Genomic DNA, 14,971 nt, shown 5'->3' with positions numbered 1-14,971 from the left:
TCAGCCTAGCGTCCAGTCAGCTGCCACGCGTCCTCGCCGCCCTCGTCGTCGCCGCCAGAGGCGTCGTCCCCGTCGTGGTAGTCGACGGCGTGCGGACGGGAGTCGAGGTCCTTGGCCACGAGGTCCTCGGCGTAGGGCGAGTCGACCTCGTACTGGCCGACGTGGTGGTTCGCGCTCGCGTTGTCGGCCAACGCCTGGTCTGTGGGGTTAGACGCGGACGACGGCGCGTCCTCGCCTCGCAGCGCGGAGAGCACCGCGGGCAGGTCGTCGGGCTTGACGAGGACATCGCGCGCCTTGGAGCCCTCCGACGGTCCGACCACGCCGCGGCTCTCGAGGAGGTCCATCAGGCGCCCGGCCTTGGCGAAGCCGACGCGCAGCTTGCGCTGGAGCATGGAGGTCGAGCCGAACTGGGTCGTGACCACGAGCTCGGTGGCCTGGAGGAGCACCTCGAGGTCGTCGCCGATCTCCTCGTCGATCTGCTTCTTCTCCGCCTCGACCGCGACGTCGTCGCGGTACGTCACGGTGAGCTGGCCCTTGACGTGCTCGACGACCTTGTGGATCTCCGACTCGGACACCCACGCGCCCTGGACGCGCATGGGCTTCGAGGCGCCCATGGGCAGGAACAGCGCATCGCCCTGGCCGATGAGCTTCTCGGCCCCGGGCTGGTCGAGCACCACGCGGGAATCCGTGACCGACGAGGTCGCGAATGCCATGCGCGAGGGCACGTTGGCCTTGATGAGGCCCGTGACCACGTCCACGGACGGGCGCTGGGTCGCGAGGACGAGGTGGATGCCGGCCGCTCGCGCGAGCTGGGTGATGCGCACGATCGAATCCTCGACGTCCCGCGGCGCGACCATCATGAGGTCGGCGAGCTCGTCGACGATGACAAGCAGGTACGGGTACGGCCGCACCTTGCGCTCGGATCCCGGCGGTGGGACGACCTTGCCGGCACGGACGGCCTTGTTGAAGTCGTCGATGTGCTTGAAGCCGTAGTTCGCGAGGTCGTCATACCGGGCGTCCATCTCCCGGACGACCCACTGGAGCGCCTCGGCGGCCTTCTTCGGGTTCGTGATGATGGGCGTGATGAGGTGCGGGACGCCCTCGTACGCGGTGAGCTCGACGCGCTTGGGGTCGACCATGACCATGCGCACCTCGTCCGGCGTGGCGCGCATGAGGATCGAGGTGATCATCGAGTTCACGAAGGAGGACTTGCCGGCGCCGGTCGCACCCGCCACGAGCAGGTGGGGCATCTTGGCGAGGTTCGCCACGACGAAGCCGCCCTCGACGTCTTTGCCGACTCCCATGACCATGGGGTGCTCGGTGCGGCGCGCGTTCTGGCTGCGCAGCACGTCGCCGAGCGAGACGGTCTCGCGGTCCGTGTTGGGGATCTCGATGCCGATCGCGCTCTTGCCGGGGATGGGGCTGAGGATGCGCACGTCCGAGCTCGCGACGGCGTAGGCGATGTTCTTGGACAGCGCCGTGACCTTCTCGACCTTGGTACCCGGCGAGAGCTCGATCTCGTACCGCGTGACGGTCGGCCCACGGGAGAACCCGGTGACCTCGGCATCGACGTTGAACTGCGTCAGCGTGCTCGTGAGCGCCGCCACCACGGCGTCGTTCGCCTCGGTCCGCTCCTTCGGCGCCGAGCCCTGCACGAGGAAGTCCGACGACGGGAGGGTGTATGCGACGTCGCCCGAGAGCTGGAGCTGCTCGGTGCGCTGCGGGATCGGGGTCGGCGGCGGGGTCGGTGCGACCGGCGTCGAGGGCACGTGGGTCGTCGCGCCGGGGTTGGGCGTCGGGAGGCCCACCGTGGGGATCGCCTCGGTGGGCTCCCCCGTCGAGGCCGACGCCGCTCCCGCACCAGCCGCACCGCCGCGCCCCTGCGCAGCCCGGATCTTCTGGATCGCCGCCTCGGCCTGGGAGCGGCCCGGCGCTGCGGCCGGCATTGGCACCGTGGCGTCCGCCGCGGCCGGGTCGTCGACGAGGGCCTGCTCGTACGGCTCGTCCCCGGCCAGTCCGTCGGGATGGTCGCCGGCGTCCTCGGCGTCCTTGCCGAAGAGGCGGCGCTTCTTCTTGCGCCGCTCTCGGGCCGCCTCCTGAGCCCTGCGATCGGTGTCGTAGAGGTAGCTGCGGTCATGGCCGTCCGTCTCCTCGGGCCCGAGATCGAGGCCCATGAGGTGCTCCCACGCGGCGCGGATGCGGCGTGGGATGGCGGCGAACGGCGTCGCGGTGACGATCAGGACGGAGACGAACGCGAGAAGGGAGTAGACGATGACCGGAACCGCGGGGTGGATCGCCGCGAGGAGCGAGGCGGCGAGGAAGCCGAGCATGCCGCCCGCCATCCGGAGCCCGTCGAAGCCGTTGGCCGCCGAGGGCAGGCCCCCGAGCACGTGGGCCAGACCGGTGGCGGCGAAGGTCATGACGAGGAATCCGATCCCCACCCGGTTGTTGCCGCGGTGGTCGGCCGGCTTCCGGAAGAGCCGGAACGCGCACACCCCGAGCATGAGCGGGAGCAGGAGCGAGACCCACCCGAAGGTGCCGTTGACCACGGCGTAGACCGTGTCGGGGAACCAGCCTGTCCAGCCCCACCAGGCAAAGGTCGCGATGAACACGGCAAGGACCAGGTTGAACAGGGCGGCGCCGTCGCGGCGCTCTTCGGGGTCGAGGTCGCTCACGTCTGTCCCGATGCGGCGCACCCCTCCGCCGACCGCGTGGGCGAGCGCCCCCCATGTCCCGCCGATCATGCGCGCCAGCCACGGCTGGCCGGCGTCCGTCGTGGTGACGCCGCGCGTCGTCGTCCTCCCGTTGCCCGTCTTCCCGCGGGGCGCGCCGGTCCCGGTCCGGGCGCCCGGCTTGGACGCGCTGGACCGGTTCGAGGCGCCGGATCGCGACGGGTTCGATCTGGTGGGTGGCGTGGAGGAGGTACGAGTCGCCATATTCGCAACCGTACCGCGAAAGGCCGCCGTCCCCGCGGATTTCCACGGGAGCGGCGGCCTTTCGCGATGCTTCTCGCCGGAGGCGTCAGGCCTCGAGGACTACCGGGATGATCATCGGCTTGCGACGGAGCTTGCGGCTCACCCACGTGCCGATGACGCGCCGCACCACCTGCTGGAGCTGATGGGCGGTGTGGTCCGGCCTGGCCAGGATGGCTTCCTCGAGCGCCTCGTTGACCTTGGGGATGATGTCGTCGAACACTGAATCGTCCTCGGCGACGCCGCGCGCGTGGATCTCCGGGCCGGAGACGACCTTGCCCGTGGAGCGGTTCACGACCGTGATGACCGAGATGAACCCCTCCTCGCCGAGGATCCGGCGGTCCTTGAGGTCGACATCGGTGATCTCGCCGACGCTGCTGCCGTCGACGTAGACGAAGCCGACCTCGACCTGGCCGACGATCTTCGCGACGCCGTCGGCGAGGTCCACGACCGTGCCGTTGTCCGCGAGGATCACGCTCTCGGGCTCCATTCCGGTCTCGAGCGCGAGGTTGCCGTTGGCGATGAGGTGCCGGGTCTCCCCGTGCACAGGCATCGCGTTGAGGGGCTCGACGATGTTGTAGCAGTAGAGCAGCTCGCCGGCGGCGGCATGGCCGGAGACGTGGACCTTGGCCATGCCCTTGTGGACGACGGTCGCGCCGAGCTTGAGCAGCCCGTTGACCACGCGGAAGACGGCGTTCTCGTTGCCGGGGATGAGCGATGACGCGAGGATGACCATGTCGCCCTGCCCGACCTGGACCCGGTGGTCGCCGCTGGCCATGCGCGAGAGTGCGGCCATGGGCTCGCCCTGCGATCCGGTGGACATGAGCACGAGCCGGTGGTCGGGGATCTCGTCGATCTGCTTGATGTCCACGAGGATGCCCGGGGGCACGTCGAGGTAGCCGAGCTTCGCGGCGATGCCCATGTTGCGCACCATCGACCGCCCCACGAAGGCGACCTTCCGGCCGTGGTGATGCGCGGCGTCGAGCACCTGCTGCACGCGGTGGACGTGCGAGGAGAAGCTCGCCACGATGATCCGCTTGCGGGCCTGCCCGAAGAAGCGGTCGAGCGTGGGGCCGATCTCCTTCTCCGCAGTCGTGAACCCCGGGACGTCCGCGTTCGTCGAGTCCGCCATGAACAGGTCCACGCCCTCCTCGCCGAGGCGGGCGAAGTGGCGCAGGTCCGTGATGCGGCCGTCGAGCGGGAGCTGGTCCATCTTGAAGTCGCCCGTGTGCAGCACAGTGCCGCCCGCGGTGCGGATGAACACGGCGAGGGCGTCCGGGATGGAGTGGTTCACGGCGATGAACTCGGTCTGGAACGGGCCGAAGTCGAGCACCTGCCCCTCCTCGACCACGCGCAGCACCGGGGTGATGCGGTGCTCGGCGAGCTTCGCCTCGACGAAGGCGAGCGTCAGCTGGGAGCCCACGAGGGGGATGTCCCTGCGGCGCCGCAGGAGGTACGGGACGCCGCCGATGTGGTCTTCGTGGCCGTGGGTGAGCACGACGGCGAGGATGTCGTCCAGCCGGTCCTCGATGTACGAGAAGTCGGGGAGGATGAGGTCGACGCCGGGCTGCGTCTCCTCGGGGAACAGGACGCCGCAGTCGACCACCAGGAGCTTGCCCCCGATCTCGAAGACGGCCATATTCCGCCCGACCTCACCGAGCCCGCCGAGCGGGACGATCCGCAGGCTCCCCGAAGGGAGCGGCGGCGGGGTGGTGAGGACGGACAGGGCTCGTTGGGTCATGCTGGTGCTGCTCCTAGGCGGCGAAGTCCATTCCGGCTTCGGCCAGATCGTTGCGGATGAGGGAAAGCTCCGCGTCGCCCGGCTCCACAAGGGGAAGACGGACCACGGAGTTGGGCAGGACTCCCTGCCACTTGAGAACCTGCTTGGTGGCGACCGCGCCCTGGACGCGCGTCATGACGCCGCGGATTACCGGGTCCAGCTCGAAGTGGATGCGGCGGGCGGTCGCGAAGTCCCCCGCGAGCGCCGCGTCGACGAGGGCGCGGAACTGCGCGGTGGCCACGTGCGCCGTGACCGACACGACGCCGAGTGCCCCCGCGGCCATCCACGGAAGGGTGAGCCCGTCGTCGCCCGAGTAGACGGCGAGGTCCGTCTTGGCGAGCACGCGGGTGACGGCGGCGAAGTCTGCCTTGGCGTCCTTGAGGCCGGCGATGTTGGGGTGCTCAGCGAGACGGAGGATGGTGTCGGTCTCCACCGCGATGCCGGTGCGGCCCGGGATGTCGTAGAGCATGACCGGGAGGTCGGTCGCGGACGCGACAGTCTCGAAGTGGGCCTGGACGCCCGCCTGGCTCGGCTTGTTGTAGTACGGGGTGACGAGCAGGAGCCCGTCGACGCCGAGGTCAGCTGCGCGGCGCGAGAGGCTCACCGAGTGACGGGTGTCGTTCGTGCCGGTGCCCGCGATGACCTTTGCGCGCCCGCCCACGGCCTCGAGGACGGCCTTGAACATGCCGAGGTTCTCCTCGTCCGTGAGGGTCGAGGTCTCGCCCGTCGTGCCCGTGACCACGAGGCCGTCGCAGCCGTCGTCGACCAGTTTGGCCGCCAGCTTGCCCGCCGCGTCGAAATCGACCTCGCCGTCCTCGGTGAACGGGGTCACCATTGCGGTCAGGAGGGTGCCGAAAGTGCGCGCGCGGTTGTCGGAGTCAGCCATGCACAGAACGTTACCGTGTGGGCCGCCGCTTTGGGCAACGCGCGTCAGGCGCGAGGCCGGTACCGCATCAGCGCAGATCGGAAGAGGACGGCCGGGACGACTTGCGTGCCCGTGCCCCGCGCAGCGGCCATGCGGTGGCCGTCGGGGCCCCAGATCCCGCTCTCCCCGCAGGACTCGCCGAGCGCGCTCGTCCCGCCGGCGTTCGCGAGGAGTGCGAAGAACCGGCTGTCCATGGCCCGCGCCCCGAAGTGGAGGTCAAGGCGGCGCTCCTCCCCCGCGACGTAGACCGACGACGCCGCGTAGAGGTCCGCGCCGGAGGCTGCCGCCTCGGCGGCGTGGCGCGGCTGTGAGACGTCGAAGCACACGGCAAGCGCGACCTTCCACCCGTCGACCTCGACCAGGGTCGGGTGGTCTCCAGGCTCGAAGAGTTCGCGCTCCGCGCCGTGCAGGTGCACCTTTGGGGCGATGAGCGGCGCAGTGCCTGGGCGGAGCAGGAGCGAGGCGAGGCGGGGCGTGCCGTCCGGCTCGCGGACGGCGGCGCCCACGGCCGCTGCGATCCCCATGTCCTCGCACGCGGCCTGGATCTCCGCGAGCTGGGCCGACGGGCTCGTGATCCACGCCGACTCGTCCGCGAACAGAGAGAGGTCGTAGCCGGTGAGCGACAGTTCGGGGAACACGGCGAGCCGGGCGCCGTGCCCGTCGGCATCTTCGAGGAGCCTGACGTGCTCGTCGATGTTCGCATGGAGGCCCCCCGGGAGCGGCACGGACTGCACGGCTGCGACGGTGAGTTCGGCGGACATACCGCCATCGTAGGGCACGCTCAGGGGCGTCCCCGGGCCGCGATCCGGGTGCGGCCCTCGAGCTCCGCGCGGGCCGCCCCGGCTCGCCCCGCTGCCCACAACCCCAGGTGTCCGCAGGCCTCCACGTACGCCACGAGTTCGCGTTCCGTGAGGAATGCCACATCAGTCTCCGCCAGGCGGCGCGCAAGCTCCCCCGGCGGCGGGTCACCGGGCAGGAGCGGGCCCGCGGCGCGCCAGGCGTGCACCGAGGGGTCCCGCCCCAGCGTCCTCTCCACCAGCTGCCGGGAGAGGAAGCCCACCGCCCCGGGGGACAGGAACGGGGCGGTGGAGGTTCCCTGAACGGGCGTCTCGTCCCTGCTCATGGGAAGCACTCTAATCGAACATATCTTCGGATGGCAATCATCGAATCCGAATCTCTGCGATGCCGGGCATCGTGAGACGATCGGCGCCATGGGCGGACCATCGCAATCACCCCGCGCGAGGCGGGACACCCGGCCGCGCCCCGCCCGCGTCAGCCGCCTTGAGGGGATCGACATGGCCCGCGGCGCCGCCCTCCTGGCCATGATGGCCACCCATGTCCTGCCCACGTACGAGCAGGACCCTGCGACGTCCGCCTGGCTCCCCACGTGGATCGGCCTGGCGTTCTCGGGCCGGGCCGCCGCGCTCTTCGCCGTCCTCGCCGGCGTGTCCCTGACGCTCGGCAGCGTCCCGGCGGCGGCCAACCGCGCTGGCCTCGCCCTTCGCGCGGCGGTGATCGCCGCCGTCGGCCTCACCCTTGGCCTTGCCGAGGTCAACGTTGCTGTGATCCTTGTCCAGTACGCCCTGCTCTTCTGGTGCGCCCTGCCGGTCGTGCGGCTGCACCGGCAGGCGCTGGGCCTGCTCGCGGCGGCGTGGCTCCTCGGGGCGCCGATCGTGGCGTACCTGGTCCGGCCTGCGCTGCTCAGCGCAGTTCCGCCCCTGCGCCTCGGCCACAATCCCGCATGGGGCGATCTCGCGAGCCCGGCACGTCTCCTCGCGGACCTCACGGTGACCGGCTACTACCCGGCCCTCCAATGGTTCGGCTACATCCTCGTGGGCCTGTGGATCGGTCGGGCGGACCTGGGCCGTGCCGCAAACCAGGCATGGCTGGTTGTGGGCGGTCTCGCGGCCGCAGTCATCGCCAAGGCCTGCGCGTGGGCATTCCTCTCACCGCTCGGCGGGATGAACGTGCTGCTCGGCACCGAGCAGGCACGCATCTGGCCGCTGCGGGCGATGCTCGAGGCGAACCTGAGCGGTGTGGACCAGACGGGGACCTGGTGGTGGCTCACGACGGCTGCGCCCCACTCGGGGACCACGCTGGACCTCCTGCACACGTGCGGGACGTCCGCGGCCGCGATCGGCGCGTTCCTCCTGCTCGCGCGCATCGGCCCGCTGGTGCGCACCGGGCTGCTCGCGCCGCTCGCGGGCGCCGGGGCGATGACCCTGACCCTCTATTCGGCCCACGTGTGGGCCCTCTCGCTGCCGCTCGCGGACGCGGCACACCTCACACGCGAGGCACTCCTCGCCGTCCACCTTGCCGCGGCGCTCGCGATCGGACTGTTCGTCCGGGCGAACGGCTGGCGCGGGCCGCTTGAGTGGCTCGCCCACGGGGCCTCTCGTGCCGGGCTCCTCAGCTCTCGCGCGGCCCGGACACGGCGCCGCTAGCGTCCGCGGTGGAGCGTGGCGGCTCGGCGCATCGCGGCGCGGGCCTGCTTCCGGTCGCCGGACGCGTCATAGGCGAGGCCGAGCCGGTACCACGACCGCCAGTCAGCCGGCGCAGCCTCGGCCTCACCGCGATACCGCCCGAACTCGGCGTCAGCGGCCGCGCGCACAATCCGGCCACCCGCGGTGCGCGGCAGGTTGTCCTCCGGGAGGCCGCCCTCGGCCGCGAGTTCCTTGCCCATCCGCTCGAGGCGCGCCCCGAAGGAGAGCTCTCGCAGGAGCGCCCACGCGCCCACGATCGGCAGCACGAGGTACGCCGCGCCGATGGCCTTCGCGACCGGCTGAGGATCGGTCAGCAGGATCCGGGCCCGGTCGAACGTGACGATGAGGTAGAAGACCAGCAGGACCGTCACGGCGACCACGCCGATCTTGACCTTGTTGGCCTTGAGCCACTCCACCGCGCTCACAGCCCGAGGTCCAGGTAGCCGTCGAGGCCCACAGTGAGCCCGGGGTGGGCCGCGACCCCGCGCAGCCCGAGGAGCACGCCGGGCATGAAGGACGCGCGGTCGAACGAGTCATGCCGGATCGTCAGCTCCTCCCCCTCACTGCCGAGGAGCACTTCCTGATGCGCCACGAGCCCGCGGAGGCGCACCGAGTGCACCCGGACGCCGTCGACGTCGGCCCCCCGCGCGCCGTCGAGCGCCTTCGTGGTGGCGTCCGGCGAGGGCCCGACGCCTGCCTCCGAACGCGAGGCCGCGATGAGCTGGGCGGTGCGCACGGCGGTGCCGGAGGGCGCGTCCACCTTGTCGGGGTGATGGAGCTCTATGACCTCGACGGATTCGAAGTAGCGGGCCGCCTTCGCGGCGAACGCCGAGGCCAGCACCGAGCCGAGCGCGAAGTTGGGGGCGATGAGCACGCCGGTGTCGGGGTACTCGGAGAGCAGGGTGCCGAGAGACTCGAGCCGCGCGGCGGTCCACCCGGTGGTGCCCACCACCGCGTGCATCCCGTGCTCGACCGCGAAGCGCACGTTGGCCTCGGTGGCGTCCGGCACGGTGAGGTCCACGATGTAGCGCGCGCCCGCGTCCACCAGGGCCTCGAGCGAGTCGCCTCGCCCGAGCGCCGCGACGACGTCCATGTCGCCGGCTGCGTCGACTGCCCTGACTGCCTCGGAACCCATGCGCCCATTCGCGCCCAGCACTGCCACGGGAAGTCGTTCTGCCATGGGTTCAAGCCTAGCCCAGCCCAGGTCAGCCCAGCGCGGCCACCCACTCGCTCCCGCCGTCGTCGAAGAACTGCTCCTTCCAGATCGGCACCTCTTCCTTGACCCGGTCCACGAGGTCGGCGCAGAGCCGGAACGCCTCCCCGCGGTGAGCGGCCGAGACTGCGCAGACGAACGCGGCGTCGCCCACCGCCAGCTCGCCGACTCGGTGGGCGATCCAGACGCGCATGGCCCGCTCGGACGCCCCGTGCTCCGCGGCGTGCTCGTGGATGACCGCGTCCACGACGTCGCGCAGGATCGCCTCGGCCGTGGGGTGGGCGGTGTACGACAGGCGCGTGACGCCGCGGCCGTCGTCGTGGTCTCGCACCACGCCGGAGAAGAGGACGACGGCGCCCGCATCCGCCGCGTCGACGGCGGCGCGCGCTGCGGTCTCCGAGAGCGGGTCGATGGTCACCGCGGCGTGGACCACCTCGACCGTGGGCTGCTCAGTGGGCATGGCTTCCTTCCACCTGGTCGCAGATGTGCTCGACGATCGGGTCGAGGACGGCGAGTCCGTCCATGACGCCGGACGGGGATCCGGGGAGGTTGACCACGAATGTCGTGCCCGCGAGCCCCGCGTGCCCCCGGGACAGCGCCGCGAGGGGCGTCTTGGCGAGGCCAGCGGCGCGGATGGCCTCCATGACGCCCGGGACCTCTCGGTCCAACAGGGTCAGCGTCTCCTCGGGCGTGACGTCGTCGGGGCTCAGGCCCGTGCCGCCGCTCGTGACGACCAGCGACGGGCCGAGGGAGAGCAGCGCTCGCAGGGCCGCGCCGACGCTCGGGCCGTCCGGGACCACGGCGGCCGGGATGACCTCGAAGCCGTGCTCGGCGAGCCAGTCCGCGATGACCGGCCCGGTCCGGTCCTCGTAGACCCCGGTCGCGGCGCGGGTGGACGCGATGAGGATCCCCGCGCGCCTCACGAGCCCGCCCCGCCGACGGGCCCGGCACCGGGCAGGGACCAGTCGCCGCTCTTGCCGCCGGACTTGGCCAGGACCTTGACCTCGGAGATGACGGCGTGCTTGTCCACCGCCTTGATCATGTCGTAGACACCGAGCGCCGCGACGGACGCGGCGGTGAGCGCCTCCATTTCCACCCCTGTCACGCCTCTGGTCTTGACCGTCGCGTACACGGCCACTGACGCGCGGCCGAGCTCGAAGTCCACCGTGACTTTGGCGATGGGCAGCGGGTGGCACAGCGGGATGAGCTCGGGCGTCTTCTTCGCCGCCATGATCCCCGCGATGCGGGCCACGGAGAGGGCATCGCCCTTGGGAAGGCCGCCCTCGGCCAGGAGCGCCACGACCTCCGGGGTCGTCGTGAGGACGGCCTGCGCGGTCGCTTCCCGTGTGGTCTCCTGCTTGCTGCTCACATCCACCATGTGGGCGCTCCCGTCGGCGCGCACATGGGTGAGCCGCGGCGGTGGCTCGAACGGGTGCTCGGGGGTCTTGTTCACGTCAGCCATACTTCCACCTCCGCGCCGGCCGGGAGCTCCGTGACGTCTTCCGGCACCATGACGAGTGCGTCCGAGGCGGCGAGCGCCCCGAGCAGGTGGGAGCCCGGGCCGCCCACGAGCTCCGCGGCGCCGTCGCGCCGCAGCCGGGCCCGGCGCACCTGGAGCTTGCCCGCGGGAGAGGCGAGGCCGTGTGCGAGCGGCGCCCTGAGCACGCGCCGGTGGCGTGGCGCTCCGAGCAGCTCTGAGAGGACCGGCCTCAGGAGCACTTCCCACGAGATCCAGCAGCTTACGGGGTTCCCGGGGAACGCGATGATCGGCAGCCCCTCGAACGTCCCGAGTCCCTGCGGGCCGCCGGGCTGCATCGCGAGGTGGGAGAACTCGACGTCGCTTCCCGCGAGCGCGAGCTTGGTCGCCTCGAACGCGCCCTTGGACACTCCGCCGGTCGTGATGACGAGGTCGGGCCTGTCCTCCGCGCCGAGCCGGGCCAGGCCCCTGAGCTCGCGCCGCAGCTCGCCCGGTTCGTCGCTGCGCACGGCGACGTTCCCGACCGTGAGGCCCGACTCCCGCAGCGCCGCCGCCAGCAGGGGGCCGTTGGCGTCGTGGATCTGGCCGGGCGCAAGCGCGGTACCCGGGGCCGCTAGCTCGGCGCCCGTGCTGACCACCACCGCCCGCAGGGCCGGCCGCACGGGCACGTCCTCGATCCCGAGGCCCGCAGCGAGCCCGATCTGCGCCGCACCCAGCGCGGCCCCGGCGCGAAGCACGACGGCGCCCGCCTCCACGTCGCTGCCGGCCCGCCGCACGTAGGTACCCGCCTCCACCGGCGGAAGCCCCACGGTCTCGCCGGGCGCGGGGTACGTGGAGGGGACGGCACGTTCCACGGGCACGACGGCGTCCGCGCCCGGGGGCATCATGGCCCCCGTCATGATCGGGGCGGCGTGCCCCGGCGCCAGAGGGGCGGGCACGGCCCCGGCGGGGATCGGGTCCGCGACGGTGAACGCCCTAGGGCCCCCGTCGAGGTCACCGCGGAAGTCCGCCGAGCGCACGGCGAACCCGTCCATCTGGGAGTTGTCGAACGGCGGCAGGCTCACGGGCGCCACGAGGTCCTCGCCGAGCGCTGCCCCGAGCCCCGCGGACAGCGGCACGCGGTGGAGCGGGAGGTCGGCCAGCGGAGCGAGCAGGCCGGCGATCCTGTCGCGGTGCGCCGTCACGCGGCGGTGCCCGGCCACGCTGACGTGCCCTGTGACGCGGCCGGGCCCTGTCACGCTGGGGTGGTGCGGGGTCATGCGGCCTCCACGTCGATGATGTCGTAGCCAGTGGCCCCGTCCGGGGCGGGCGGGGCCACGTTCGCGGTCTGGACCTGCCCGTCGCCGTCGGTGGCCCGGACGGCGATCCGGTGATGGCCGGCGGACAGCCGGACGGAGACGGCCCACTGGTACCAAGTATCGCGGGAGATCCCGGCGCCGAGCCGCGCGGGCTCCCACGCGCCGTCGTCCGCGCTCACCTCGACCCGTGAGATGCCGCGGTGCTGCGCCCACGCGACGCCCGCCACGGTGACGTCCCCGGCGGAGACCTTGGCCCCGGCGCGGGGCACGTCAATGCGGGACGCTGTCTTGATCGGTCCCTTCTCGCTCCAGCCGCGCGTGCTCCAGTAGGCGGTGTCGGCCGCGAACGTCGTGACCTTGAGCTCGGTGACCCACTTCGTCGCGGACACGTAGCCATACAGGCCCGGCACGACGAGCCGGACGGGGAACCCGTGCTCCGGCGGCAGCGGCTCCCCGTTCATCGCCACCGCCAGAAGGGCGTCGCGGCCGGGATCGGTGAGCGCCTCGAGCGGGGTCCCCGCCGTGAAGCCGTCCACGCTGCGGGAGAGCACCATGTCCGCCCCGGCCTGCGGCCGCGCCCGCGCGAGGAGCTCGCGCACCGGCCAGCCGAGCCATCGCGCGTTGCCGGCGAGCGTCCCTCCCACCTCGTTCGAGACGCACGTGAGCGTCACGTAGCGTTCCACGAGCGGCTGGGCGAGCAGCTCGGCCCACGTGATGGTGATCGGCTGCTCGACGAGCCCCGTCACGGCGAGGCGCCACCCTGACGGGTCCACGGAGGGCACCACGAACGCGGTGTCGATGCGGTAGAACTCTGCGTTCAGGGTGAGGAGCGGCGTGATGCCCACCACGCCCACCTCGGCCCCGGCGGGGACCGGCGGCGCCGGGTCGGCGGCTTTCGGGAGCCGGAGCGCGTCCCGGGCCGCCGTCGCCGCGAGGGAGGCCCCGCGCACGACGGCGGTGAGAACGCCTCCCAGCGCGACCGCGCCGGCCGTCCCCGCCAGGCCCCTCAGGAAGCCCCGTCGCGGGAAGCCAAGGGAGCCCCACCCCGACGGACCTGCGGCGGGTAGGCCGGCGGCGGGAGGCGGACCGCCGGCGGCGGCCGGACCTGCGGCGTCGTGCGCTGTCGTCCCTGCCGTCAGCGCCGGGGCCTCGCGCCGGAGCCGTCCCACGAGCCACCGTACAAGGGCCATCGCGACGATTCCCGCCGCCAGGGCGCACAGCCACGCGGCCGGACTGGAGAGTGAGCGGGTCACGACGGCCGCGAGGCCCACGAGCCCCACCGCCCCTGCGAGCCCCACCCCGAAACCCGGTCGGCGCAGCTCGAGCACACCTGCGCCCGCCCCGAGGACGGCGACGGCGAGCGCGATGACCGTGACGAGGAAGGCCTTGTCTCCGGTGCCGAACGTCTGGATCGCCCAGTCCTTCGCGGCGGGCGGGGCGAAGTCCACCACCGCGCCGCCCACCGCCGAGACCGGGCTCAGCGAGGGGCTCAGGAAGCCGGCGCACACTTCCCCCGCGAGGACCCCCGCGGCGGCCGCGAGCAGGCCGGCGATCGCGGCCAAGCCGCGGGCCCTCGCACTGGTCCGCGGCGTCCGCGCGGAGGTGGAGGAGGAAGGCTCGTGGGCGCCCATGCGTCCAGAATAGGTCCGTCCCGCTCCCCCGGAGGCCCCTCTGGCGTACCGTAGATGCATGACTGTTGAGCTCGGGATGCCGCGACTACGTGCCACGGACGCCCCGGGCCCGGATCCCCGCGCCGCCGACCGGCCCGCCGGGCTGCCCGGGCTCGTGGACCGTTACGGCCGCGTCGCGACAGACATGAGGCTCTCGCTCACGGACAAGTGCAACCTGCGCTGCTCCTACTGCATGCCGGCCGAGGGCCTGCCGTGGCTCACCAAGGACGCGGTGCTCTCCGCGGAGGAGATCGTGCGCATCGTGGGGATCGGGGTGCACCTCCTCGGGGTGCGCGAGCTCAGGCTCACGGGCGGTGAACCGCTCGTGCGGGCGGACCTGATCGAGATCATCGCCGCGCTGCGCGCCGCGCACCCGGAGCTGCCCATCGCGCTGACCACGAACGCCGTGGGCCTGGACACGAAGGCGTCGGCCCTCAAGGAGGCGGGGCTGACCCGCATCAACATCTCCCTCGACACGCTCCACCCCGAGACGTTCGCGAAGCTGGCCCGCCGACCGTTCTTCGACCGCGTGCTCGCCGGGATCGAGGCCGCCGATGCCGCCGGGCTCGGTCCCATCAAGATCAACTCCGTGCTCATGCGCGGCGTCAACGACGCGGACGCCCCGGACCTCCTGGCGTGGTGCCTCGAGCGCGGCTACGAGCTGCGGTTCATCGAGCAGATGCCCCTCGACGCCGACCACGGCTGGACCCGGCAGGGCATGGTCACCGCCGACGAGATCCGCGGAATCCTCTCGGAGCACTTCAGCCTCGCCACGGACCCCCGGGCCCGCGACGGCGCCCCCGCCGAGCGCTTCGAGGTGCGCCGCCGGTGCGACGGCGCGGCACCGGCGCCCAGCACGCCGGAACCGGTACTGGGAACAGTCGGCATCATCGCCTCGGTGACGGAGCCGTTCTGCGCGGACTGCAAGCGCACGCGCATCACCGCCGAGGGCAAGGTCATGAGCTGCCTCTTCTCCCATGAAGAGGTGGACCTGCGCGGCCTCCTGCGCTCCGGCGCCTCCGACGAGCAGGTGGCCCAGCGCTGGCAGGAGGCCATGTGGCTCAAGCCGAAGGCCCACGGCATGGACCACACGGGCCTCGGCGCCTCCGACTTCGTCCAGCCCGACCGCTCGATGTCCGCCATCGGCGGCTGA

At 72.3% G+C, this 14,971-nt stretch carries 14 protein-coding genes; 2 read left to right on the top strand and 12 right to left on the bottom strand.

The features are described 5' to 3' along the window. Positions 1-5: 5 nt before the first annotated feature. The 5 genes from SCMU_RS07970 to SCMU_RS07950 form a co-directional block, all read right to left on the bottom strand. On the bottom strand, positions 6-2,936 hold the full coding sequence (locus SCMU_RS07970) for an FtsK/SpoIIIE family DNA translocase (RefSeq protein WP_229232475.1): 2,931 nt from the start codon (positions 2,934-2,936) through the stop codon (positions 6-8). An 85-nt stretch (positions 2,937-3,021) separates the two neighbouring features. Beyond that, on the bottom strand, positions 3,022-4,713 hold the full coding sequence (locus SCMU_RS07965; protein ID WP_229232474.1) for a ribonuclease J: 1,692 nt from the start codon (positions 4,711-4,713) through the stop codon (positions 3,022-3,024). A 13-nt stretch (positions 4,714-4,726) separates the two neighbouring features. Next, on the bottom strand, positions 4,727-5,638 hold the full coding sequence (gene dapA / locus SCMU_RS07960) for a 4-hydroxy-tetrahydrodipicolinate synthase (RefSeq protein WP_229232473.1): 912 nt from the start codon (positions 5,636-5,638) through the stop codon (positions 4,727-4,729). A 44-nt stretch (positions 5,639-5,682) separates the two neighbouring features. Continuing rightward, positions 5,683-6,438 (bottom strand): carbon-nitrogen hydrolase family protein, encoded by a 756-nt coding sequence (locus tag SCMU_RS07955; RefSeq protein WP_229232472.1) that lies wholly within the window; start codon positions 6,436-6,438, stop codon positions 5,683-5,685. Positions 6,439-6,458: 20 nt separating this feature from the next. Continuing rightward, positions 6,459-6,800, bottom strand: a complete 342-nt coding sequence (locus SCMU_RS07950; protein ID WP_229232471.1) for a hypothetical protein — start codon at positions 6,798-6,800, stop codon at positions 6,459-6,461. An 88-nt stretch (positions 6,801-6,888) separates the two neighbouring features. Here SCMU_RS07950 and SCMU_RS07945 point away from each other — a divergent pair, with 88 nt between their 5' ends. Then, on the top strand, positions 6,889-8,121 hold the full coding sequence (locus SCMU_RS07945) for a heparan-alpha-glucosaminide N-acetyltransferase domain-containing protein (protein WP_274602939.1): 1,233 nt from the start codon (positions 6,889-6,891) through the stop codon (positions 8,119-8,121). Here the strand turns inward: SCMU_RS07945 and SCMU_RS07940 are convergent. Genes SCMU_RS07940 through SCMU_RS07910 form a run of 7 tightly spaced genes read right to left on the bottom strand, consistent with a single transcriptional unit; the run spans position 8,118 to position 13,779 of the window. Continuing rightward, positions 8,118-8,585: a hypothetical protein gene (locus SCMU_RS07940; RefSeq protein WP_229232469.1), complete on the bottom strand. Its 468-nt coding sequence runs from the start codon at positions 8,583-8,585 to the stop codon at positions 8,118-8,120. The two genes, SCMU_RS07945 and SCMU_RS07940, sit on opposite strands and share 4 nt — an antisense overlap. Continuing rightward, positions 8,582-9,340 (bottom strand): 4-hydroxy-tetrahydrodipicolinate reductase, encoded by a 759-nt coding sequence (gene dapB, locus SCMU_RS07935; RefSeq protein ID WP_229232468.1) that lies wholly within the window; start codon positions 9,338-9,340, stop codon positions 8,582-8,584. Before dapB ends, SCMU_RS07940 begins: the two co-directional genes overlap by 4 nt. Before the next feature lie 25 nt (positions 9,341-9,365). After that, positions 9,366-9,833, bottom strand: coding sequence for a molybdenum cofactor biosynthesis protein MoaE (locus tag SCMU_RS07930; RefSeq protein WP_229232467.1), 468 nt, complete (start codon positions 9,831-9,833; stop codon positions 9,366-9,368). Then, entirely contained in the window at positions 9,823-10,296 is a 474-nt protein-coding gene (locus tag SCMU_RS07925; protein ID WP_229232466.1) for a MogA/MoaB family molybdenum cofactor biosynthesis protein, read from the bottom strand. Before SCMU_RS07925 ends, SCMU_RS07930 begins: the two co-directional genes overlap by 11 nt. Further along, positions 10,293-10,835, bottom strand: a complete 543-nt coding sequence (gene moaC, locus SCMU_RS07920; protein WP_274602938.1) for a cyclic pyranopterin monophosphate synthase MoaC — start codon at positions 10,833-10,835, stop codon at positions 10,293-10,295. The genes SCMU_RS07925 and moaC overlap by 4 nt, the downstream gene beginning before the upstream one ends. Further along, a complete protein-coding gene (locus tag SCMU_RS07915; RefSeq protein ID WP_229232465.1) occupies positions 10,823-12,109 on the bottom strand; it encodes a molybdopterin molybdotransferase MoeA in 1,287 nt (428 codons plus the stop codon). Before SCMU_RS07915 ends, moaC begins: the two co-directional genes overlap by 13 nt. Continuing rightward, positions 12,106-13,779, bottom strand: a complete 1,674-nt coding sequence (locus tag SCMU_RS07910) for a molybdopterin-dependent oxidoreductase (protein WP_229232464.1) — start codon at positions 13,777-13,779, stop codon at positions 12,106-12,108. Before SCMU_RS07910 ends, SCMU_RS07915 begins: the two co-directional genes overlap by 4 nt. Before the next feature lie 58 nt (positions 13,780-13,837). On the opposite strand from SCMU_RS07910, the gene moaA reads away from it, so the two are divergent. After that, complete coding sequence (gene moaA, locus SCMU_RS07905; RefSeq protein ID WP_229232463.1) at positions 13,838-14,971, top strand: GTP 3',8-cyclase MoaA; 1,134 nt, start codon at positions 13,838-13,840, stop codon at positions 14,969-14,971.

Origin of the sequence: Sinomonas cyclohexanicum (genome assembly GCF_020886775.1) — a bacterium.
Taxonomy (GTDB): Bacteria; Actinomycetota; Actinomycetes; order Actinomycetales; family Micrococcaceae; genus Sinomonas; species Sinomonas cyclohexanicum.
This window is presented reverse-complemented; position numbering and strand designations above follow the sequence as displayed.